The sequence below is a fragment of the Pseudomonas sp. FG35 genome, from assembly GCF_057809295.1.
Genome location: NZ_JBMDJR010000001.1, coordinates 742,930 through 764,509, shown reverse-complemented (window position 1 = coordinate 764,509; position 21,580 = coordinate 742,930). Strand labels below are relative to the sequence as shown.

Here is a 21,580-nt window from a genome sequence, read left to right as displayed (position 1 = left end):
ATTGCGCGCGTTCCATGTCGGAAAAAGACACCATCGCCATTCAACTGGTGCGCGAAGCACTGCTGCAAAGTTGTGCCCCGGGCGTGGCCACGGAGGAAGTCTTGAGCAAGGTCGGGATTGATCCGGCGCTGCTGTCCACCGATGACGCCCGTGTGCCGGCCAGTCAGTACGCGCGGTTGTGGCGCCTGCTGGCGCGGCGCGGCGATGACGAATTCTTTGGTATGGACCCACGCAAGCTGAAATCCGGCAGCCTGGAGTTCCTCTGCCGCAGCGCCATGGCCCAGCCGAATCTGGCTGCGGGGCTGAGCAGCGGTCTGAATTTTCTGTCGTTGATGCTTGAACGTCTGCCGGCGCAACTGGTGCACCAGCAGAGTCTGGCAGAGATCGTTCTGCTGGAAGACGCCCCGGAACCGCGCCGCGCCTTCACCTATTTCACCTACTGGATGATCGTCCATGGCGTGGCGTGCTGGCTGGCGGGGCGACGGATCCCGATCCTGGCTATCGAGCTGCGCTGCCCCGCGCCGGATTTCTGCGATGACTATCGGGTGATGTTCTCGGAAAACCTGCGCTTCGACCGGCCGCGCACGCGGATGATCTTCGCCGCCGACGTACTGGATCTGCCGATCAAGCGCAGTGCCGAAGAATTGAAACGCTTCCTGGCCCATGCCCCGGCCAACATTCTGGTGAAGTACCGCGACCCGGACAGCCTCGCCAGCCGAATCAAGCAGGATCTGCGCCAGTTGTCCGCCGATCACTGGCCGGAAACCGACGCACTGGCCCAGCAGTTGTGCATGTCGGCCTCGACCCTGCGTCGGCGACTGGCCGAGGAAGGGCAGACTTATCAGGGCTTGAAGGACAGCGTGCGCAAGGAGCTTGCGATCACTTGGTTGGCGGAGCCTTCGATCAGTTTTGCCGAGATCGCCACGCGCCTGGGGTTTGCCGATGCGAGCTCGTTCTACAAGGCGTTTCGCAAGTGGTCGGGGACCAATCCGGGGCATTACCGCAGCTTGATTCTCAACGAAGCGGTCTGATCCGTCACCGACTCACCGCCAACTCTCGCTCCCACGCGAAGCGTGGGAACGATCATCGACGCAAACCTTGGCCAAACCAGTCATCCACTTTGAGGGCTTTGACCATTGCCGCAGCCGGCGTGCGGCGCGAGTATTCCTCTGTTGTTTACGGTTCCCCAACCTAATAAGAACAGAGGGATTCTGGCAATGCGCGATTACTTGTCTGCCACCGCACAGTTTGATTATCAGCACACCGTGGACGCCGCGCTCAGCGGCTCGCTCGAGGCGCTCAACGCCTGCGTCGAATGTTGTGACCGTCACGCCTTGCCGGGGCGCATCGCGTTGTTCTGGGAAGGCCGCGAGGGCGCCAGTGCGACTTACACCTTCAGCGACCTACAGGACAAAGCCGCGCGTTTCGCCAATTTCCTTCTCTCCCAGGGCGTGCAGAAGGGCGACAAGGTCGCCGGCCTGCTGCCGCGTAACATCGAATTGCTGATCACCGTGTTCGCCACCTGGCGCATCGGCGCGGTGTATCAACCGCTGTTCACCGCGTTCGGCCCCAAAGCCCTCGAGCATCGCCTGAACAGCTCCGGCGCCAAGGTTGTAGTCACTGATGCAGTCAATCGGCCAAAACTCAGCGAAGTCGCCGATTGCCCGACGCTGGTCACTGTCGGTGGTCCGAAAGGCCAGGGCATCGTCCGTGGCGATTTCAGTTTCTGGGCCGAGCTGCCCAACCATTCCAGTGTCTGCGAGCCGCTGATGCTGACCGGCGAAGACCCGTTCCTGCTGATGTTCACCTCGGGTACTACCGGCCCGTCGAAGGCGCTGTCGGTGCCGCTCAAGGCCATCGTCGCGTTCCAGAGCTACACCCGCGATGCCGTGGATCTGCGCCCGGAAGATGCGTTCTGGAACGTTGCCGATCCGGGCTGGGCCTACGGCATTTATTTCGGCGTCACCGGCCCGTTGTCGATGGGCCATCCGATCACGTTCTACGATGGCCCGTTCACCCTCGAAAGCACCTGCCGGGTGATCAACAAGTACGGGATCACCAACCTCACCGGTTCGCCCACGGCGTATCGCCTGCTGATTGCCGGCGGCGATGAGTTCGCCAAATCGATCAAGGGCAAGCTGCGCATTGTCAGCAGCGCCGGCGAGCCGTTGAATCCGGAAGTGATCCGCTGGTTCGCCGACAACCTCGGCGTGGCCATTCACGACCACTACGGCCAGACCGAACTGGGCATGGTCCTGTGCAATCACCACGGCCTCGAACACCCGATCCACCTCGGCGCCGCCGGTTTTGCTTCGCCGGGCCATCGCATCGTGGTGCTTGACGAGCAGAACAACGAACTCGGCGTCGGCCAGCCCGGCATCCTCGCCATCGACCGCACACAGTCGCCGATGTGCTGGTTCGCCGGCTATGAAGGCGTGCCGACCAAGGCCTTCGTCGGCGATTACTACCTGAGCGGCGACACCGTCGAGTGGAACCCGGACGGCAGCATCAGCTTCGTCGGCCGCAGCGATGACGTGATCACCACTTCCGGCTATCGCGTCGGCCCGTTCGACGTGGAGAGCGCACTGATCGAACACCCGGCCGTTGTCGAAGCCGCCGTGGTCGGCAAGCCCGATCCTGAGCGCACCGAACTGGTCAAAGCCTTCGTCGTGCTCAACCCGCAATACCGCGCCGAACCGGCGCTGGCCGAAGAACTGCGGCAACACGTGCGCAAACGTCTGGCCGCGCATTCGTACCCCCGTGAAATCGAATTTGTCAGCGAGTTGCCGAAAACCCCGAGCGGCAAATTGCAGCGCTTTATCTTGCGCAACCAGGAAATCGCCAAGGCTCAAGAGGCTGCGGCGCACAACGTTTCAGCTTGAACCCAAGGAAACAGTCATGCAGATCGAGAACAAGGTTTTTATCGTCACCGGCGGTGCGTCCGGGCTGGGTGCAGCCACCGCTGAGCTGTTGGTTGCCGCCGGCGCCAAAGTGATGCTGGTGGACATGAACGCCGAAGCCGTCGCCGCTCAGGCCCAGCGCCTCGGCGCGCAAAGCGTGGTGGCCGACATCAGCAACGAAGCCGCCGCCGAAGCCGCCGTGCAGGCGACCGTTAAAGCCTTCGGCAGCCTCAACGGGCTGGTGAACTGCGCCGGCATCGTTCGCGGCGAGAAGATTCTTGGCAAGAACGGCCCGCACGCCTTGTCCAGCTTCGCCCAGGTGATCAACGTCAACCTGATCGGCAGTTTCAACATGCTGCGTCTGGCAGCCGCTGCGATTGCCGAAAGCGACGCCAACGCCGACGGCGAGCGTGGTGTGATCATCAACACCGCGTCGGTTGCGGCGTTCGACGGCCAGATCGGCCAGGCCGCGTATTCGGCGTCCAAAGGCGCGATCGCCAGCCTGACTCTGCCTGCCGCTCGTGAACTGGCGCGCTTCGGCATCCGCGTGTTGACCATCGCCCCGGGCATTTTCGAAACCCCGATGATGGCCGGCATGACCCCGGAAGTGCGCGACTCGCTGGCCGCCGGCGTACCGTTCCCGCCGCGTCTGGGCAAACCTGCCGAGTACGCCGCGCTGGTGCGGCATATCATTGAAAACAGCATGCTCAACGGCGAGGTGATCCGTCTCGACGGTGCCTTGCGCATGGCTGCCAAGTAAGGAGGATTTCCCATGACCATCTCCAACGATCCGATTGTCATCGTCAGCGCCGTCCGCACCCCGATGGGCGGTTTCCAGGGCGAACTGAAAAGCCTGACCGCGCCGCAACTGGGCGCCGCTGCAATCAAGGCGGCGGTTGAGCGTGCCGGTGTGGCCGCCGATGCGGTCGATGAAGTGTTGTTCGGCTGCGTGTTGCCGGCCGGTCTTGGTCAGGCGCCTGCGCGTCAGGCTGCACTGGGCGCCGGGCTGGACAAGTCCACCCGCTGCACCACGGTCAACAAGATGTGCGGCTCGGGCATGGAAACCACCATTCTGGCCCACGACATGCTGCTGGCCGGCAGCGCCGATGTGGTGATCGCCGGCGGCATGGAAAGCATGTCCAACGCGCCGTACCTGCTGGATCGCGCCCGTGCCGGTTACCGCATGGGCCACGGCCGGGTGCTGGATTCGATGTTCCTCGACGGCCTCGAAGACGCCTATGACAAGGGCCGCCTGATGGGCACCTTCGCCGAGGATTGCGCCGAAACCAACGACTTCAGCCGTGAAGCGCAGGACGCCTTTGCCATCGCCTCGACCACCCGCGCCCAGCAGGCGATCAAGGACGGCAGCTTCAAGGCTGAAATCGTTCCGCTGACCGTGACCGTCGGCAAGGAACAGGTTGTGATCAGCAACGATGAGCAACCGCCAAAAGCTAAACTGGACAAGATTGCTTCGCTTAAACCGGCGTTCCGCGAAGGCGGCACCGTGACCGCGGCCAACTCCAGCTCAATCTCTGACGGCGCCGCCGCACTGGTGCTGATGCGCCAGTCGCAAGCGCAGAAACAAGGACTGAAACCGCTGGCGGTGATTCACGGCCACGCGGCGTTTGCCGACACCCCGGGCCTGTTCCCGGTGGCACCGATTGGCGCGATCAAGAAGCTGATGAAAAAGACCGGCTGGTCGCTGGATCAGGTCGATCTGTTCGAGGTCAACGAAGCCTTCGCCGTGGTCGGCATGGCGGCGATGACCCACCTGGAAATCCCTCACGACAAGCTCAACATCCATGGCGGCGCCTGCGCCCTCGGTCACCCGATCGGTGCGTCCGGCGCGCGGATTCTGGTGACCTTGCTCTCGGCCCTGCGCCAGAAAGGCCTGAAACGCGGCGTCGCGGCGATCTGCATCGGCGGCGGCGAAGCCACGGCGATGGCTGTCGAGTGCGTCTGAACCCGAGTTAAGGATTTGCCATGATTCCCAATGACGACCAACAACAAATCCGCGACATGGCCCGGCAGTTTGCCGAGGAACGGCTCAAACCGTTCGCCGCCGAGTGGGATCGCGAGCACCGCTTTCCGAAAGAAGCCATCGGCGAAATGGCCGGGCTGGGCTTCTTCGGCATGCTGGTGCCGGAGCAGTGGGGCGGTTGCGACACCGGTTACCTGGCCTACGCCATGGCCCTGGAAGAAATCGCCGCCGGCGACGGCGCCTGCTCGACGATCATGAGCGTGCACAACTCGGTGGGTTGCGTGCCGATCCTCAAGTTCGGCAACGACGACCAGCGCGAACGCTTCCTCAAGCCGCTGGCCAGCGGCGAGATGCTCGGTGCCTTCGCGTTGACCGAGCCCCAGGCCGGTTCCGATGCCAGTAGCCTGAAAACCCGCGCACGGCTGGAAGGCGATCACTATGTGCTCAACGGCTGCAAACAGTTCATCACTTCCGGGCAGAACGCCGGAATCGTGATCGTGTTTGCGGTCACCGACCCGAGTGCCGGCAAGCGCGGGATCAGCGCGTTCATTGTGCCGACCGACTCGCCGGGCTACAAAGTCGCACGCGTCGAAGACAAGCTCGGCCAGCACGCCTCGGACACCTGCCAGATTCTGTTCGAAGACGTGAAAGTACCGGTGGCCAACCGGTTGGGCGAGGAGGGCGAGGGCTACAAGATCGCCCTGGCCAACCTCGAAGGCGGCCGCGTCGGCATCGCTTCGCAATCGGTGGGCATGGCCCGCGCCGCTTTCGAAGCGGCCCGCGATTACGCCCGTGAACGTGACACTTTCGGCAAGCCGATCATCGAGCATCAGGCCGTGGCGTTCCGCCTGGCGGACATGGCGACCCAGATCGCCGTGGCGCGGCAGATGGTGCATTACGCCGCCGCCCTGCGCGACAGCGGTCAGCCAGCACTGGTCGAGGCGTCGATGGCCAAACTGTTCGCCTCGGAAATGGCCGAGAAGGTCTGCTCCATGGCCTTGCAAACCCTCGGCGGTTACGGTTACCTCAACGACTTCCCGCTGGAGCGCATTTACCGCGACGTGCGGGTCTGCCAGATCTACGAAGGTACCAGCGACATTCAGCGCATGGTCATTTCGCGCAATCTTTGAAAAGGAATCTGCACATGAGTTACGAAACGATTTTGCTGGAAACCCATGGCCGCGTCGGCCTGATTACCCTCAATCGCCCGCAGGCGCTGAATGCCCTCAACGCGCAACTGGTCAGCGAAGTGAACCGCGCGCTTGATGGGTTTGAAGCCGACGCGAACATCGGCTGCATCGTCATCACCGGTTCGACCAAAGCCTTCGCCGCCGGTGCCGACATCAAGGAAATGGCCGATCTGACCTACCCGCAGATCTACATGGACGACCTGTTCAGCGACAGCGATCGTGTGGCCAACCGCCGTAAGCCGATCATCGCGGCGGTCAACGGTTTTGCCTTGGGTGGCGGCTGTGAGCTGGCGCTGATGTGCGACTTCATCCTGGCCGGCGACAACGCCAAATTCGGCCAGCCGGAAATCAACCTCGGCGTGCTGCCGGGCATGGGCGGCACCCAGCGCCTGACCCGCGCGGTGGGCAAGGCCAAGGCCATGGAAATGTGCCTGAGCGGCCGCATGATCGACGCGGTGGAAGCCGAACGCTGCGGCATCGTCGCGCGGATCGTGCCGAGTGCCGAGTTGCTGGACGAAGCGCTGAAAGTCGCCGCAGTGATCGCCAGCAAATCGCTGCCGATTGCGATGATGGTCAAGGAGAGCGTCAACCGCGCGTTTGAAGTGAACCTGACCGAAGGCGTGCGCTTCGAGCGCCGGGTGTTCCATGCGGCGTTTGCGACGCAGGATCAGAAGGAAGGGATGGCGGCGTTTGTGGCCAAGCGTGCGCCTGAATTTCAGGGCAAGTAAAACGGCAAAATCAAGAGCCCCTCACCCTAACCCTCTCCCAAAGGGAGAGGGGACTGACCGGGGGATATTGAAGAGATACGCCGACTTGAAAGATCGCCTGTGAATCCAGAATCGACTCGATCTTTCAGGCCGATGTATGACGCCAGGCACCTCGGTCGGCTCCCTCTCCCTCCGGGAGAGGGCGGGGGTGAGGGAAAGGGGCCGACACGATCACAACTGATAGTTCTTCAGCTCACGAGCAATCACCATCCGCTGTATCTCGCTCGATCCCTCGTAAATCTGGGTAATCCGCGCATCCCGGTAGTACTTCTCAACCGGGTAATCCTCCAGATACCCATACCCGCCATGAATCTGAATCGCTGACGAGCACACCTTCTCGGCCATTTCCGACGCAAACAGCTTGGCCTGTGAAGCCTCCGACAGACACGGTTTACCCGCCGTACGCAGCCGCGCCGCGTGCAGGATCATCAAGCGCGCCGCGTTGATCTGCATCTGCATGTCCGCCAGCAGGTTGGCGATGCTCTGATGCTCGACAATCGCCTTGCCGAACTGCACTCGATCACGGGCATAACCCAGTGCAGCTTCAAACGCCGCACGGGCGATGCCCAATGCTTGCGCGGCGATACCGATACGTCCGCCTTCCAGGTTGGAAAGGGCAATCGCCAGACCTTTACCGCGTTCACCCAGCAGATTGGCTTCGGGAATGCTGCAATTGTTCAGCGTCACCGCGCAGGTGTCGGAGGCGCGAATGCCCATCTTGTGTTCGGTGCGATCGACGATGAAGCCCGGCGTGTCGGTCGGCACAAGAAACGCCGAGATGCCACGCTTGCCCAGATCCGGATCGGTCACCGCAAACACGATCGCCAGTTTCGCCCGCTTGCCATTGCTGACAAATTGCTTGGCGCCGTTGATTACCCATTGGCCGTCGCGCAGTTCGGCGCGGGTGCGCAGGTTGTGTGCTTCGGAGCCGGCCTGGGGCTCGGTCAGGCAGAAGCAGCCGATCACTGCACCGCTGGCCAGATCCGCCAGCCAGGTCTGTTTCTGTTCTTCGCTGCCGTAGTTCAGCACCGGCCCGCAGCCCACCGAGTTGTGAATGCTCATGAAGGCGCCGGTGGCGCCGTCACCGGCGGAAATCTCTTCCACCGCCAACGCATAGGCCACATAGTCGACGTAAGTGCCGCCCCATTCCTCCGGCACCACCATGCCCAGCAGGCCGAGTTCGCCCATCTTCGCCACCAGACCGTCATCGATCCAGCCGGCCTTTTCCCAGGCTTGCGCGTAGGGGGCGATTTCGCCACGGGCAAAGTCCCGGGCCATGTCGCGGATCATTACCTGGTCTTCAGTCAATTCGAGATCGTGCATGGCTCAGCTCCCGCTCTCTTCGAAACCGTGGAAGAAACTCTCGACCTGCTCGGCGTGCAGCGCGGCAAGGGTCGGCGGGTTCCAGCGCGGTGATTTGTCTTTGTCGATCAGTAAGGCGCGGACGCCTTCGATCAGGTCGCCGCGTTCGAACCACTGGCGATCCAGATGCAGTTCGAGGGCGAAGCAGTGTTCCAGGCTCAGGTGGCGGCCGCGACGCAGCATTTCCAGGGTCACGCCCATGGCCAGCGGCGAGCGGGTTTCCAGCAGGTCGGCGGTAGTGGTCGCCCATTCGTGGCTGTCGGCGACGGTCACGGCACGCAGTTGCTCGACAATGCTCGGCACATCAGGCAAGGCGAAGAAGTGGTCGATGGCTGGGCGCAAGGCTTCCAGCGGCGCATCCGGCAGGGTTTGCACGGCGTGGCGGGCCAGCAGGTTTTGCAGGTCTTTAAGCGGCGTGTCGTGCCACTCCAGGTGATCGAGTTGTTCGTCGAGGATGCCGAGTTTGCTGCTGTCCAGATACCAGTCGGCCAGCCCGCAATACAGCGCATCCGCCGCACGGATCTGCACGCCGCTGACGCCCAGATAAATCCCCAGCTCGCCGGGAATCCGTGGCAGGAAATAACTGCCGCCGACATCCGGGAAATAGCCGATCGCCACTTCCGGCATCGCCAGACGGCTCTTCTCGGTGACCACCCGCAGATCGGCGCCTTGCACCAGGCCCATGCCGCCGCCGAGAACGAAACCGTCCATCAGCGCCAGCACCGGTTTGCGGTAATGGTGGATCGTCAGGTCGAGGGCGTATTCCTCGACGAAGAAATCTTCGTGCAGCGTATCGCCGTTTTTATGACTGTCGTACAGGGATCGAATGTCGCCACCGGCACAGAAGGCTTTCTCGCCGGCACCGCGTAGCGCGACCGCGTGGATATCGGCATCGGCGGCCCAGGCGTCCAGGTGTTGCTGGAGCTGGCGCACCATGTCGAGGGTCAAGGCATTGAGGCCGGCGGGGCGGTTGAGGGTCAGATGACCGATGTGATTGCGAACCTCGGCCAGCACTTCGTGCGGCGTGGCATCCATGGACGAAGTCCGCGGGGATGAAGCCTGAGCAGTCATCACTAACTCCCTGCTTTTATTGTCTTTATTCGAGAAGCTCGCGCGCGAGCGTTAGCGGATCGTAACAGTGCAAATTTGCCGTGTACAACGGGGATATGTGCACGGGCTGTCTGCATTTTTGCCTTGTCTGGAAAGCCGCTCGCAGACGTTGATTCCAGTCCCGGCCATCATTCGCCGAGAAGCTGTGCCTGAAGGGTCCGGGCGCAAAGCAGCAGGGCGCGTCTGGCCTCTTCATGGGCGGCAGGGTAGTTCATGAAACCGTGACGCATCCCCGAAAACTCTTTGTGTTCGACAGTGACATTTGCTGCTCGCAATCGCTCGGCGTAGGCACGTCCCTCATCACGAAGAACGTCAAGTCCGCAGGTGATGATCAACGTTCGGGGCAATCCATGCAGCGAGTCACTGAGCAGGGGCGACAGCCGTCTGTCCACGCGCGATGTACCGGGCGGCAGGTAGTGACCGAGGTACCATTCGAGCAGATCGACAGTCAGTCCATGTCCTTGCCCGAATCTCGTGTGGGAGCTGCGGCGAGTGTTGCAGTCAAGCAAAGGGTAAAGCAGCAGCTGAAAGCAGATGCATGGTTCGTCACATTCGGCGTCGCGCTGGCTGATGACGGCGGCCATCCCGCCTCCTGAACCACCTCCTGCGACTGCAATGCTTGAAGTATCCAGTCCGCAACCGGCGCCTTGCCGTGTCACCCACTTGAAAGCTGTCCAACAGTCTTCCAGGGCTGCCGGAAACAAGTGTTCCGGAGGGCGGGCGAAATCAACGGCGACCACGGCGCAACCAGCCCACTCACACATCAACCGACAGAACCCGTCATGCGTGTCCAGGTCTCCTGTGACCCAGCCCCCGCCATGAAAGAAAACCAGCACGGGAAACGGTCCCTTGCCGGGTGGTGTGTAGAGGCGCAGCGGCAGTGAACGGCCATGGCTCTCGATCGCCAGATCATGAACACAGGTGACTTGCGCCTGACGCAACGCCGTTCTGGCGTCCTCTACAGTCAACGAAGTTTCATCCATGGCCGCAGCCTCTGCCCGAACGGGCCTCTGCCTCGATCTCGATAACGTATTCAGGGCTGACCAGTCGAGAGACTTCCAGCAACATTGTCGTCGGTGGATGCCCTTCGAAAAACGTTTTGTGCGCCCGCGCGATTTCTGGCAAGAGATCCATATTGGTGGTGTACATGCGCGTGGCAATGATGCGGGTACGATCCTCACCCAGTTGCTTCAGCGCCTGTTCGATGATTTTCAGGCATCGCCGTGTCTGGGCATAGGCATCGCCGGGTTTGAAAGGCTTGCCGTTCTTGCGAAATGCCACCGTACCTCCAACCAGAATAGTGTTACCAGCCTTCACGGCTCTGCAGTAACCGGCGAGGCGTTCCCAAGGCGCTCCGGAATAAACACGTTTGAATTTCATGGTTCAGACTCCTGTTCCCAGATCGACCGGAAGCGTCTTCAGCCCCCGAAACTGCAGGTTGCTGTTGCGCCACTTGGCAGGCCGGCGCGCGATGAGTTGCAAGTCGGGGAAGCGTTTTAACAGCGAGGTGAACACGATCTCGGCCTCAAGCCTGAATAGCGACGTGCCCATGCAAAAATGTTCGCCTTTGCCAAACGTCAGGTGTTCGTTCCTTGCTCGACGAATGTCGAATGTGTTGGGGGCGTGGAATTTTTCCGGATCTCGGTTGGCGGAGGCTCGTATCAGGTAAACCAGATTCCCCTTTTTCATCGTAACGTTGTCAATGGTGACGTCTTCCATGAGGATCCGATGGCTCAGTGAACCGGCAGGATCGAAGCGCAGCATTTCTTCAATGAAGGAGCCGATCAATGTCGGGTCTGCCAGTAGGGCTTCGAGTTGTTGAGGATGCTTCAGTAAATGCAACAGGCCGAGGCACATCTGGTCTGCACTGGTGGTGTAGCCTGCCACCAGAATGAACACGATCTGTGCCAGCACCTCATCAAGACTGGCGGCGCTGTTCTGGCCACTCTCCAGTACCCGGCTCACGAGATCATCCCCGGGTTGCCTGCGCCGCTGTTCAATGAGCTCAGCGAAACAGGCGTACATTTCCTTGATGCCTTCCAGGGCCTGGTCCGGTCCCTGATCCGCGTCCTGGCTGCCGCCTAGAAACATGACGATGTCTCGTGTCCAGTGGCGAAGCCTCAATGCCTCGTCATCCTTCATGCCGTAAAGCCTGGCCAGAATCCGGGCGGGGACCCGGTCGAAGAGCGCGGTCTTCAAATCGGTCTGTCCGTGCAGGCGGGACAGCTCTCGATCAGTGATGTCTTGAATGACTGTCCGCAAGGACTCGATGGAGCGAGGGGTAAAGGCATTGCCCAGCAAGTGGCGACTGGCCTTGTGAGTATCGCCATCCTGGGAATACATCCACCTGGACGCCAGCTTGATGAATTCGTTCAGATGCGTGCGCTTGTTTTCAGGTACACGTGCGTCGATCAGTTGTTGCATACGGTTTGAAGAAAATCGTCGGGAATCGGCCTGTGCGGCGATGACATCGCAATAACGGGTCAAAAACCAGGCCTGTAAGTGTTCGCACCAGTACACCGGCTGATGTTTTCGCAGCCACGTATACGCCCGGTAAGGGTTACGAATCGTGTTGCGGTTCGAGAAGTCCGGCTTGTTGTCGTACAGCGGTTTTGTGAAGTGCTTTACGTAGTTCTTTTTGTCGATGGGGGCCCTGACCAGCTCTGACGGCGGTTTGAGCAGCTTGTTTAACAAGATCAGTTGAGCTTCGGTGGCGTTCTGCTCCAGCTTGGTGCTGGCAACAAGCTCCCATTCGTAAAGTTTCGGCGAAAAGACGTGGACGATGTCTTCGAATATCTCGGATGTCACGAGCGGATGGTGTTTACCCTCATTGATGATCAGATCCAGCGCTCGAGCATAGGTGAGCGCAACCGCCTGGCGATGGGAAAAATCGCCGGCACGGCGACACTGATCGACAATCAGCGATTCAATTCGCTGGGCGATGTTCTCGTTGGCAAATCGTGGCCGGTTGATGGCGTCCCGTGCAACCTGACAGCACAGGATGTTGTTATCGCCCGCGAAGGTGGTGCTGATGCCGTGATCCATGACCAAGGTGACAATTCGGTTGTGATGGTGGAAGCCTTGCGAACCACAAAGCTCCCTGCATGCACTCATGACTTCGAGACCCAGCCAGGTGCCGACACTTTTGACGACAGCGGCGAGAATATGCAGCTCCTTTCGCCGTGCTGGCTGATGCCAGCACGCTTCGAACCGCGACAGAACCGCCTGCTCCAGCAACTTCAGGGCCAATACCTTAAGTTGTTCGGCATACAGCCGTTGTCGGAAAAGTGCCTTGGTCAGGAGAGACTGGCTTCCCTCGTTCCCCTTGACCAGGCGATGGCAAGCGAAACGGTACGCCAGATAAACACACATGCTGGCGGCACCACGGGCGCCAGCGATGAGGAACAGGCGCTCCTGGATGAATGTCTGCATAGCGCTTTTCAGGCGCTCCTTTGGCGGGATCTCACTGCTGAAAACGCCTTGCGCAGAAAACCTGGCATAGCGTTGCATCAGTGCGTCGAGTGGCAGCTTCATGTTGCAAAAACGGATGCCGGCAACTTGATTGGCGTGAATCCCTCCCTTGGGATCGCAGGTGGTGATCCTGACACCTGGCAGGAGCGGGCCATTCTCTTGCTCGCGAATGCGTACCCGAAACCAGTGCAAGCCCTCATCCACACCCTTGACGATCAGACGTCCCAGCACCATGACCACCACCGCCGCGTGCAATGCGTTGCCGATCCAGAACTTGCAGGACTGCGGCGTGGGTGAGTTCAGAATCAGGCAATGTTTGTGTGGGTCGTAGTTGATCGTGGTTTGCAGGTTAGCCACATCGGAGCCGCTGGCGATCTCCGTGCAACCAAAGGCGTAAACCGCTTTCAGTTGGCAGATTTCCTGGTGGTACTGCGCAATCTGGTGCTGACTGCCGTGTGCAAAAAATGCGTCGCCGGCAATGAAGTGGTCGACGATGCAGGCAAGCAGGGAGTAATCCACGGCACCGATCAATGCTGCACGTTCAAGCATCAACCGGAATTCAGACTGACGGGGTTGGCTCAGCCACATGGCATTGGTCATGAGCCCGTTGCCGATGATTGCGCGCATCCGATCGATATTCAGATCCATGTATTCGCGCAGAGACACGCGATGGCGCTTTTCGGGGTCGAACAGGGGCTTTTGCAGCAACTTCAGCAATGGGTCGCTCATGAAACGTTCCTCTCGCAGATTTCGAAACCATGGATTCGAAAACCACCAGATTCACGGAGCTGGCGAAAAACACACGTGCCCGCATGCTACAGGCGGGGCATTTGGGCGGACTGCTGGTTACGCAGAAATGCGGTGTTTGAGGAAAGTAACGTTTCAGTCAAAGCGCAAAGCCAGCTCGCTTCTCAACAACGTTGAGCGTTTTTCCATAGCCAGACTACCGATGTCATCGCTACTGGACATTACAGCGGGCCAGACTTCCAAGTGAAAGGCAGACAAATCTGTGCGGTACAAAGCTGAAAGGTAGTCGTTGGTCATGTCTTGGCAAGGGCGTTCGACAACCTTCGGTCGGATCACGTATTACCTGCGACCAGCCAGCACTTCACCAATACTGCGCCGCCTGGCGTGCAGTTCACTGGCATGAATCAACTGCTCCAGATCTTCCGGCGTGACATCGATGAAGGCCTCCATGTCCGCCAGTGCCAGTTTCAGGTCCTCGGCCGTGATGGCCTGAATGTCGACCGGTGCCACAGCCGGCGCGGGCTCCGCAGGGCGTTTCGGGTAGCGGATGCGGGTGAGGTTGTTGTAGGCCAGTGCGGCCAGCAGCAGGCAGGCGGCGCTGAGCATCACCGGTTCCAGGGCTTTCCAGTCCATGGCGATGGTCATCGGGTCGGCCAGCACCATGGTCAACGCGACGGCGCCGGCCGGCGGGTGCAGGCAGCGCAGCCAGCACATCAGGATCAGCGCCATGCCTGCCGCGAGGCACGCGCTGCCGAGGGTTCGGCCGAGGACGTGGGCCACCAGCAACGCGACCACGCCTGCACACAGGTAGCCGCCGATGATCGACCACGGCTGGGCGAGGGCGCCGGAGGACACAGCGAACAGCAACACCGCCGAGGCGCCCAGCGGGCCGATCAAGTGGTAAGCCACTTCAATGCCGAATACCTGACTGCACGCCCATACGCTGAACAACGTGCCCAGGGCCATGCCGATGGCGGCGCGGCTCCATTCGGTGGGGCGGGTGTTGATGGCGGCGGGCAACCAGCGAGCGAGCATGCAGAATCGATCCTTTGCGAAATTCAGGGCAAAAAAAAGGACTTGTCCGTAAACGCGGAAAGTCCTTCGAAGTGTTCCAACTATTGGGGGAGGAACGCGCACAGTGTGCCAAGCATTCACGATGCTGACAAATTCATATAAATGCAGTTTCAGTGCATTATTTATGCAGTAAAGCTACACGGCGCCCGCTCATGAAACACAGGAACCCGCCCATCGCGGTCAGCGCGCTGAGGGCGTAGAACATGGTCGGCGCCGGCGTGTGCATCAGCAGGAAGCCGCAAATTACCGGGCTCAGCGCGCCACCCAGCGCCGCCAGGTTCTGCGCGCCGTAATAGCTGCCGCGCAGTTCTTCCGGTGCCAGGGTGTCGACGAACAGGAACTCCGACGGGTAAATGATCATCTCGCCGAGGGTGAAGATGAACATCGCGATGCACCACGTCACCAGGCTGTCGGCGAGGCTGAAACCGATCAGGCCGAGGATGAACAGGCTGGTGCCGGCGGCGATCCAGTAGCGCAGTTTTTCCCGGTTGAGGAAGCGACCGATCTGGTATTGCAGCAGGATCACCGCGATGGCATTGCAGGCGAGCAGGGCGGCCATGGTTTGCAACGCGCGCTGCGAGTCTTCGACCACCAGCAGGTATTGCGACAGGTACAACGTGAAACGCCCGTGAACCACGGTGCTGAGCAGACAGCCGCAGGTGAACATGATCAACGTGCGGTCGTTTTTCAGGGTGATCAGGGTTTTCAGGAAGCTTTGCGGCTGGCCGATGGCAGCAATCGGGCTGGCGTCCTTGGGGATGCCGATCATCAGGAAGATGCTGCCGAAAGCGATACCGGCAGCAATCAGGAACGGCGCAATCGGGTACACCCCGGCGATCACCACACCGAGCATCGGGCCGGTGGCGTAGCCGATGTTGGTCAGGGTGTAGCGCAGGGAAAACGCCTTGGCCCGCTGACCCATGGGCAGGTTTTCACTGAGGATCGCCTTGGAACCGATCAGGAACAACGCCGAGGCGGTTTCAGTGATGACCAGGGTGGCGGTCGTCAGGTACAGGTCTTTGGCGAAGGTCAGCAGTACGAAGCCGATGGCGCTGGAGAGCATCGCCAGAATCAGCAACCGGCGCTTCTCGAGCCGGTCGATGATGTAGCCGCCGTAAAGCGCAAGCAGGGTGGCGATGAACACCGCGATGCCCAGCAACAACCCGACGTCCTGTTGGTTGAGGCCGAGCTTCTTACTCAAGAACAAGGTGAGCAACGGACTGGTGATGGCGCGGCTGACGACGATGGTCAGCGAGACGATCATCAGGCGGCGGATAACGAGCGAGTAGGTAGCCACGGAAAATCAAATGTCCTTATTTGGTTAACAGGTGCTCGAGATCGCACACGGAATCCAGGGTTTGCAGTTGCCGCAGCTGCGCCAGTAACGGCTCGGCCTTGAACGGTGAAATTATCCGCAATGCCAGACTGAAAAACTTCTCCTCCAGCGCCGCCTCGCTCAGCGGATTGCCCGGCGCGCCCAGCGGCACCTCGACACACAGACTCGCCTCACGCCCGTCGCGGGTTCGAACAATGACCACCGGCTCGCCATCCTCCGACAGTCGATCATCCACTTCAAGGCGAATGCGCGTCAGCCAGTGGGCTATGCGCGGATCGTTGCGCGGCTGTTCGTCGTAAGCCTCGAGTCGGCAATGACCGTGTACCAGTCGCGCGGCGAGGGAGTAGGGCAGGCTCATCTGCGCAGCGGCCAGACTGCGGGTGTCGCGACCGCCGCACATGTCGAGCAGAAAGCCGCACAGATTCACCTGGACGTCTTCCACCTGATCCGCGCCGACCTGCAATTGCTCCAGCAACAGCCCGAGCGCATCAATCGCCGAATGGGTGCCACGGCAAGCGGCGTAGGGTTTGATCGAGCAGCGCGCGAGTTTCCAGACCTTCCCCAAATCGGCATCCAGCGCATCCGGTTGCGCGCTGCCCGGCGCCAGCGTCTTGAGGAATCCACCCCAGACATCCTCGAACAAAACCGACGGCCCACTGACGCCTTCACGTGCAAAACGCGCCGCGAGCAAGCCACCCTCGGCCGCACGGCCACTGTGCAGTTTCTTGCTTTGCGAGCCGTCGTGAATGAACGCCCACAACCCGCCGCTGAAGCTGCCGGCGATGCCCAGCGCCGATACGGTTTGCCCTGCATCCAAGGCAAAGATCCGCGCACAGGCCGCCGCCGCGCCGAACACGCCGCAGGTGGCGGTTGAATGCCAGCCAGCGCCGTTGTGCGCCGAGTAACTGCCGCAGGCTTCCAACACCCGCCGGCCGATTTCGTAGCCGATCACCACGGCGGTGATGAACTCGCGACCGTCCACCGGCCGATCCACCAGTGACAGCGCCGCCATCACCGCCGGCAGCACTACCGCGCCGGAGTGATCGCACCCGCCGGTGTCGTCCAGCTCCAGCGCGTGGGCGGCGATGCCGTTGAGCAACGCCGCATGCCCCGCGCCGACCCGCAACGACGAACCCCAGACCAGCGCGGTGCCCGGCTCGGCGCCGAACACCTGCCGCGCCTGAAGCGCCACCGCGCTGTCGGCCCCGGCCAGTGCTGCGCCGAAGGTGTCGAGAATGTGTCGCTTGGCCTGTTCCACCAACGCTGGCGGCAGATCTTCAAAGCGCGTTTCGACGCAAAACTGCGCCAGCCGCTGCATGCGTTTGGTCATACGAGATAGTCCCGATAATGTCGCTCATACACCGACGCCGGATGATCCTGCGCAACCGGCGCCGCCGTTTGCGCCCACCACTGCGCGACTTCGGCACCGCTGGCGATCCACACGTCGTCATGCTGCTGAATGCCTTGCAGCAATTCCCGCAGCACACCGATGCGCCCCGGCGTGGCGATGATTTCCGGGTGCAGGCGCAGCACGTAGCACAGGCCGAAACGGTGGAATCCAGCGAAGTCCATTTGCAGGTTGCCCAGGGTGTGGCTGTAAGAGGCGATTCGCGATTGTGCCGGCGGCACGGCCGGGCTCAGATTGAAGGCGAAGTAAGGCTCGTCTTCCAGTTCGTAATGCAGCGGCAACTCGACCACCTCGGGGGCCGTCGGGTGCAAGAACGGCAGATCATCGCCACGCCATGATGACGACCAGTGAATGCCGTGATCTTTCAAGGCTTCGATGAACCCCGGGGCACCGTTACCGGCAGGAATCCGGAAGCCGCCTGGATGCACGCCGGTCAACGCTTTCAGCGCTGCACAACCCTTGGCGACTTCCGCACTTTGTGCCGCCAGATCCAGCGTGTCGTAATCCTGATGGCGGTAGCCGGCGCAGGCGATCTCATGCCCGTCAGCCTGAATCGCGGCGATGTGCTGCGGATTTTCCTCGGCGACGATGCCGGGCACGAACCAACTGCTGCGCACCCCGAGTTCCCTGAACAGACCGAGCAAACGCTCGACGCCCCGTTGCGTGCCGTAGCGCCACACCGACAGCGTCTTGTCACGCCCGGCGACTTCCGGGGCCTGAGTGAGAATGCCGTGGATGTCGTTGTAATCGACGGTCAGCACCACCGCGCAGCGTTTGCCGGCGGGCCAGAGTTTGCTGGAGTCAGCCATGGTGATGCTCCTTCAGCCACCAGCGGGCAACGTCGCGGCAGGTGGCGAACCACACGTCATCGCGCTGGCGCATGTGTTCGAAGAGTTTCTCCAGCAACAGGATGCGCCCCGGTTTGCCGGTGATTTTCGGGTGGAACAGGGTGGTCAGGCACAGGCCTTCGTCCATCGCCCCGTCGTACTCGCGCTGCCAGTTGTCGAGGGTCAGCTCGTAGCTGGCGGTGCGGTCGAGGCCGGACGGGAAGTTCGGTGCGCGGGTGTAGGCGAGCGAGGCGTAGTCGTCCATTTCCCAGCGGCCGGGGATTTCCACCAGCGGGGTGTCGTGGCCGGGGACGTTGACCAGGTACGGGCGATCATCGCCGCGCATGCTGCTGGAATAGATGACGCCGTTGTCGGCCAGCATCGCCGGGGTTTCGGCGCGCCAGTCGCCGGAAGGGGTGCGAAAGCCCTCGGCGTGGATGTGCAGGTATTGCCAGAACACGTCGCGGGATTTGTTCATCACGGCCTGCTGCTGGTCCAGCGTCAGGGCGTAGAAGGATTCGTGTTTGTAGCCGTGGTAGGCGACTTCATGACCGCGCTCGACGATGGCCTGGCACTGTTTCGGCCAGTTTTCCACGACCCAGGCGGGGACGAAGAAGGTGGTCGGGATCTTGAAGGCGTCGAGCAGGTCGAGCAGGCGGGGCAGGGCGCGGTAGGGGCCGTAGCCGCCGAAGCCAAAGTACTCGGGTTTGTGCCAGATCGAGTTGTTGAGCATGGCGTCGCCGGTCGGGCCGTCGAGGTCGAAGGCCAGGGCGAGGCAGGCTTTGTGCTGGTCGGGCCAGATGGATTGCAAGGAGGACATCAAGGGCGCTCCGGCTGTTCATGAAAAAGGCGCCGACCGGTTGGGTCGGCGCTGACCGGTTTACTTGCCCGCGTTAATGGTCACATCCTTGATCGCACCCAACTCCAGATCCCACTTCTTCAGAATCGCGTTATAGCTGCCGTCATCCACCATGCTCTGCAACGCCACCTTCACCGCTTCACTCAGCTCCGGCTTCTTCTTGCTCACACCCAACCCGGTGAACTGCACGGAGATCGGCTGGCCGACCGTCTTGTACATGTCCTTTTCCTGAGTCTTGAGGTACGACAGGGTTTCGCTGCCCTGCATCGCCGCATCGATGCGGCTCTGGCGCAGTTGCGCACGGGCGTCGGCCGAGCCTTCGGTGCCGATCACGTTGATTGCAGGTTTGCCGGCCGCTTCACAGTTTTCCTTGCTCCACGCAGCGATTTCCGCCGGGAAGGTGGTGCGGCGGCTGGTGCCGACTTTCTTGCCGCACAGGTCGATGATTTCATTGGTCGTTGCGTTCTTCTGCAAGGTGTAGAACTGCGGGCCGCTGGTGAAGTAGTCGACGAAGGTCACGCTGGCCTGGCGCTCGGCGGTGTCGGTCATGCCCGACAGAACCATGTCCACGCGCTCGGTGGTCAGGGCGTTGATCATTTGCTCGAAGCCGGTTTCCTGCCACTTGATCTTCACCCCGAGGCGTTCGGCCAGGGCGTTGCCCAGGTCGTAGTCAAGGCCGGTGAGCTTGTTGGTGGCCGGGTCCTTGAAATCCATCGGCGGATAGTTGGGCATGATCGCGACGACGATCTCGCCTTTTTCCTTGATGCTGGCCGGCAACTCGGCGGCCACGGCGACACCGCAAGACATCAGGGAGGTGAGTACTGCTGGAATGACGAAATTCTTCATGGACGTTCTCTTATGAGTGTTGTGAAGGCCAAAGGGGCCTCAGGTTCGAACGGCAGAAATGAAGCTTTGGGTGCGCGGGTTTTGCGGACTTATTAGTATTTCTTCGGGGCTTCCAGCCTCCACGATCTGCCCGCCGTCCATGAACACCATGCGGTTGGAAACCTCCCGGGCGAAGCCCAGTTCATGGGTGACGACGATCATGGTCATGCCGGTCTGCGCCAAATCGCGCATCACCGACAGCACCTCACCGACCAGTTCCGGGTCGAGTGCCGAAGTGGGTTCATCGAACAGCATCAGCTTGGGTCGCATGGCCAGGGCGCGGGCAATCGCCACCCGTTGCTGCTGACCGCCCGACAGTTCGATCGGGTAGCTGTTGCGTTTGTCGGCCAGGCCGACCCGGGCCAGCAGTTCCAGGGCTTCTTCGTGCGCCTCCTTGGGCGAACGCTTGAGCACCTGGCACGGGCCTTCGATGATGTTTTGCAGCACGGTCATGTGCGGGAACAGGTTGAAGCGCTGGAACACCATGCCGGTGGCCAGGCGCTGGCGGGCGATCTGCGACTCGTTGAGTTCGTGCAGTTTGTGCCCGACGACGCGGTAGCCGACCAGTTCGCCGTCGACCCAGAGGCCGCCCTTGTCGATCTTTTCCAACTGGTTGACGCAGCGCAGCAGGGTGCTCTTGCCCGAGCCGGACGGGCCGATAATGCACAGCACTTCGCCTTGCTCGACTTCGATGTTGATGTCCTTGAGCGCGTGGTACTGGTCGTAATATTTGTTCAGGCTCACGGCCTTGACGATGCTTCTCATGTTCGACTCCTCAAGAACGCTTGCCGGCGCCGCGAGCGAAACGACGCTCCAGACGGCTTTGACCAAAGGACAGGACGGTGACGGTGGCCAGGTACCAGATACCGGCGACGATCAGCAGCTCCATGACCCGGGCGTTGGCGTAGTAGATGTTCTGGGCGTTGTAGAGCAGTTCCGAGTACTGGATGACGCTCGCCAGCGAGGTCATTTTCACCATGCCGATGAATTCGTTGCCGACCGGCGGAATGATGATCCGCATGGCCTGGGGCAGGATGATCCGGCGCAGCGCTTGCAGGCGCGGCATGCCGATCGACTTGGCCGCTTCGTACTGGCCGGTGTCCACCGACAGCAGGCCGGCGCGCACCACTTCAGCGGTGTAGGCGCCCTGGTTGATGCTCAAGCCGAGCAGGGCGGCCACGAACGGGGTCATCAGGCTTACGGTGTCGAGTTCGAACAGACCGGGAATGCCGATGGTGGGGAAGATCAGCGCCAGGTTGAACCACAACAGCAGTTGCAGAATCAGCGGCGTACCGCGAAACAGCCAGGTGTAGGTCACTGCCACGTAACGCAGGATCGGGTTGGCCGACATGCGCATGATCGCGGTGATCACGCCGAACACGATGCCGAGTGCCATGGCCAGCACGGCCATGATGATCGTGTTGAACAGGCCCCACATGATCGCTTCGGAGGTGAGGAACTGGCCGATGTACGACCATTCGATCTTGCCTTCGGCGAAGGCCCGCACCAGGCCGATGATGGCGATGACGATCACGGTGGCGAAGAAGATCCGCCCGTAATAACGCCGTGGCACATGCTGGTACTGGGTAATGTCGAACTGGTTTTCCGCCAGTTTGCGCTCCGCCTGGAGTCGTTCTGCCTGAGTCTGGCTCATGGTGTTTCT

19 protein-coding genes are annotated in these 21,580 nt (G+C 61.2%); 6 read left to right on the top strand and 13 right to left on the bottom strand.

Annotated elements, in window-relative coordinates; genetic code table 11:
• Window positions 1-14: 14 nt before the first annotated feature.
• The 6 genes from ACODTD_RS03310 to ACODTD_RS03285 all read left to right on the top strand — a co-directional run bounded on the left by ACODTD_RS03310 (window position 15) and on the right by ACODTD_RS03285 (window position 6,799).
• The gene (locus ACODTD_RS03310; RefSeq protein ID WP_201818499.1) at window positions 15-1,031 is read left to right on the top strand and encodes an AraC family transcriptional regulator; all 1,017 of its coding nucleotides are present in this window, start codon (window positions 15-17) and stop codon (window positions 1,029-1,031) included.
• Window positions 1,032-1,217: 186 nt separating this feature from the next.
• Complete coding sequence (locus tag ACODTD_RS03305) at window positions 1,218-2,882, top strand: AMP-binding protein (RefSeq protein WP_489104428.1); 1,665 nt, start codon at window positions 1,218-1,220, stop codon at window positions 2,880-2,882.
• A gap of 16 nt (window positions 2,883-2,898) precedes the next feature.
• Complete coding sequence (locus ACODTD_RS03300) at window positions 2,899-3,660, top strand: SDR family NAD(P)-dependent oxidoreductase (protein WP_489104427.1); 762 nt, start codon at window positions 2,899-2,901, stop codon at window positions 3,658-3,660.
• A gap of 12 nt (window positions 3,661-3,672) precedes the next feature.
• Window positions 3,673-4,863 carry an acetyl-CoA C-acyltransferase gene (locus ACODTD_RS03295; RefSeq protein ID WP_085745585.1) on the top strand — a complete coding sequence of 397 codons (1,191 nt, stop codon included), beginning with the start codon at window positions 3,673-3,675 and terminating at the stop codon, window positions 4,861-4,863.
• A gap of 20 nt (window positions 4,864-4,883) precedes the next feature.
• Window positions 4,884-6,011 (top strand): acyl-CoA dehydrogenase, encoded by a 1,128-nt coding sequence (locus tag ACODTD_RS03290; protein ID WP_011334278.1) that lies wholly within the window; start codon window positions 4,884-4,886, stop codon window positions 6,009-6,011.
• Between the two features lie 14 nt (window positions 6,012-6,025).
• Window positions 6,026-6,799, top strand: coding sequence for an enoyl-CoA hydratase (locus ACODTD_RS03285; protein WP_221397406.1), 774 nt, complete (start codon window positions 6,026-6,028; stop codon window positions 6,797-6,799).
• A 210-nt stretch (window positions 6,800-7,009) separates the two neighbouring features.
• Here ACODTD_RS03285 and ACODTD_RS03280 read toward each other — a convergent pair whose 3' ends face one another.
• The 13 genes from ACODTD_RS03280 to ACODTD_RS03220 form a co-directional block, all read right to left on the bottom strand.
• Entirely contained in the window at window positions 7,010-8,161 is a 1,152-nt protein-coding gene (locus ACODTD_RS03280) for an acyl-CoA dehydrogenase family protein (RefSeq protein WP_489104426.1), read from the bottom strand.
• A 3-nt stretch (window positions 8,162-8,164) separates the two neighbouring features.
• A complete protein-coding gene (locus tag ACODTD_RS03275) occupies window positions 8,165-9,271 on the bottom strand; it encodes an enoyl-CoA hydratase/isomerase family protein (protein ID WP_489104425.1) in 1,107 nt (368 codons plus the stop codon).
• Window positions 9,272-9,438: 167 nt separating this feature from the next.
• Window positions 9,439-10,293 carry an alpha/beta hydrolase gene (locus ACODTD_RS03270; RefSeq protein WP_489104424.1) on the bottom strand — a complete coding sequence of 285 codons (855 nt, stop codon included), beginning with the start codon at window positions 10,291-10,293 and terminating at the stop codon, window positions 9,439-9,441.
• The gene (locus ACODTD_RS03265) at window positions 10,286-10,690 is read right to left on the bottom strand and encodes a RidA family protein (protein ID WP_489104423.1); all 405 of its coding nucleotides are present in this window, start codon (window positions 10,688-10,690) and stop codon (window positions 10,286-10,288) included. The genes ACODTD_RS03270 and ACODTD_RS03265 overlap by 8 nt, the downstream gene beginning before the upstream one ends.
• Window positions 10,691-10,693: 3 nt before the next feature.
• Window positions 10,694-13,510 carry a cytochrome P450 gene (locus tag ACODTD_RS03260; RefSeq protein WP_489104422.1) on the bottom strand — a complete coding sequence of 939 codons (2,817 nt, stop codon included), beginning with the start codon at window positions 13,508-13,510 and terminating at the stop codon, window positions 10,694-10,696.
• A gap of 357 nt (window positions 13,511-13,867) precedes the next feature.
• On the bottom strand, window positions 13,868-14,563 hold the full coding sequence (locus ACODTD_RS03255) for an HPP family protein (protein ID WP_221614607.1): 696 nt from the start codon (window positions 14,561-14,563) through the stop codon (window positions 13,868-13,870).
• 157 nt (window positions 14,564-14,720) lie between these two features.
• Window positions 14,721-15,899, bottom strand: coding sequence for an MFS transporter (locus ACODTD_RS03250; protein WP_221614608.1), 1,179 nt, complete (start codon window positions 15,897-15,899; stop codon window positions 14,721-14,723).
• Between the two features lie 16 nt (window positions 15,900-15,915).
• Window positions 15,916-17,268, bottom strand: a complete 1,353-nt coding sequence (locus ACODTD_RS03245) for an MmgE/PrpD family protein (protein ID WP_489104421.1) — start codon at window positions 17,266-17,268, stop codon at window positions 15,916-15,918.
• Window positions 17,265-18,155 carry a polysaccharide deacetylase family protein gene (locus tag ACODTD_RS03240; RefSeq protein ID WP_489104420.1) on the bottom strand — a complete coding sequence of 297 codons (891 nt, stop codon included), beginning with the start codon at window positions 18,153-18,155 and terminating at the stop codon, window positions 17,265-17,267. Before ACODTD_RS03240 ends, ACODTD_RS03245 begins: the two co-directional genes overlap by 4 nt.
• Window positions 18,148-18,996 (bottom strand): polysaccharide deacetylase family protein, encoded by an 849-nt coding sequence (locus ACODTD_RS03235; RefSeq protein WP_489104419.1) that lies wholly within the window; start codon window positions 18,994-18,996, stop codon window positions 18,148-18,150. The genes ACODTD_RS03240 and ACODTD_RS03235 overlap by 8 nt, the downstream gene beginning before the upstream one ends.
• Window positions 18,997-19,053: 57 nt before the next feature.
• Complete coding sequence (locus ACODTD_RS03230; RefSeq protein ID WP_011334266.1) at window positions 19,054-19,878, bottom strand: ABC transporter substrate-binding protein; 825 nt, start codon at window positions 19,876-19,878, stop codon at window positions 19,054-19,056.
• Between the two features lie 39 nt (window positions 19,879-19,917).
• The gene (locus ACODTD_RS03225) at window positions 19,918-20,682 is read right to left on the bottom strand and encodes an amino acid ABC transporter ATP-binding protein (RefSeq protein ID WP_007951284.1); all 765 of its coding nucleotides are present in this window, start codon (window positions 20,680-20,682) and stop codon (window positions 19,918-19,920) included.
• 10 nt (window positions 20,683-20,692) lie between these two features.
• The gene (locus tag ACODTD_RS03220) at window positions 20,693-21,571 is read right to left on the bottom strand and encodes an amino acid ABC transporter permease (RefSeq protein ID WP_011334265.1); all 879 of its coding nucleotides are present in this window, start codon (window positions 21,569-21,571) and stop codon (window positions 20,693-20,695) included.
• Between the last annotated feature and the right edge of the window lie 9 nt (window positions 21,572-21,580).

Excerpts from the sequence above, each read along its gene's own strand:
- ACODTD_RS03310 (WP_201818499.1), top strand. The coding sequence starts at position 15 with ATGTCGGAAAAAGACACCATCGCCATTCAACTGGTGCGCGAAGCACTG.
- ACODTD_RS03305 (WP_489104428.1), top strand. The coding sequence starts at position 1,218 with ATGCGCGATTACTTGTCTGCCACCGCACAGTTTGATTATCAGCACACC.
- ACODTD_RS03300 (WP_489104427.1), top strand. The coding sequence starts at position 2,899 with ATGCAGATCGAGAACAAGGTTTTTATCGTCACCGGCGGTGCGTCCGGG.
- ACODTD_RS03295 (WP_085745585.1), top strand. The coding sequence starts at position 3,673 with ATGACCATCTCCAACGATCCGATTGTCATCGTCAGCGCCGTCCGCACC.
- ACODTD_RS03290 (WP_011334278.1), top strand. The coding sequence starts at position 4,884 with ATGATTCCCAATGACGACCAACAACAAATCCGCGACATGGCCCGGCAG.
- ACODTD_RS03285 (WP_221397406.1), top strand. The coding sequence starts at position 6,026 with ATGAGTTACGAAACGATTTTGCTGGAAACCCATGGCCGCGTCGGCCTG.
- ACODTD_RS03280 (WP_489104426.1), bottom strand. The coding sequence starts at position 8,161 with ATGCACGATCTCGAATTGACTGAAGACCAGGTAATGATCCGCGACATG.
- ACODTD_RS03275 (WP_489104425.1), bottom strand. The coding sequence starts at position 9,271 with ATGACTGCTCAGGCTTCATCCCCGCGGACTTCGTCCATGGATGCCACG.
- ACODTD_RS03270 (WP_489104424.1), bottom strand. The coding sequence starts at position 10,293 with ATGGATGAAACTTCGTTGACTGTAGAGGACGCCAGAACGGCGTTGCGT.
- ACODTD_RS03265 (WP_489104423.1), bottom strand. The coding sequence starts at position 10,690 with ATGAAATTCAAACGTGTTTATTCCGGAGCGCCTTGGGAACGCCTCGCC.
- ACODTD_RS03260 (WP_489104422.1), bottom strand. The coding sequence starts at position 13,510 with ATGAGCGACCCATTGCTGAAGTTGCTGCAAAAGCCCCTGTTCGACCCC.
- ACODTD_RS03255 (WP_221614607.1), bottom strand. The coding sequence starts at position 14,563 with ATGCTCGCTCGCTGGTTGCCCGCCGCCATCAACACCCGCCCCACCGAA.
- ACODTD_RS03245 (WP_489104421.1), bottom strand. The coding sequence starts at position 17,268 with ATGACCAAACGCATGCAGCGGCTGGCGCAGTTTTGCGTCGAAACGCGC.
- ACODTD_RS03240 (WP_489104420.1), bottom strand. The coding sequence starts at position 18,155 with ATGGCTGACTCCAGCAAACTCTGGCCCGCCGGCAAACGCTGCGCGGTG.
- ACODTD_RS03230 (WP_011334266.1), bottom strand. The coding sequence starts at position 19,878 with ATGAAGAATTTCGTCATTCCAGCAGTACTCACCTCCCTGATGTCTTGC.
- ACODTD_RS03225 (WP_007951284.1), bottom strand. The coding sequence starts at position 20,682 with ATGAGAAGCATCGTCAAGGCCGTGAGCCTGAACAAATATTACGACCAG.
- ACODTD_RS03220 (WP_011334265.1), bottom strand. The coding sequence starts at position 21,571 with ATGAGCCAGACTCAGGCAGAACGACTCCAGGCGGAGCGCAAACTGGCG.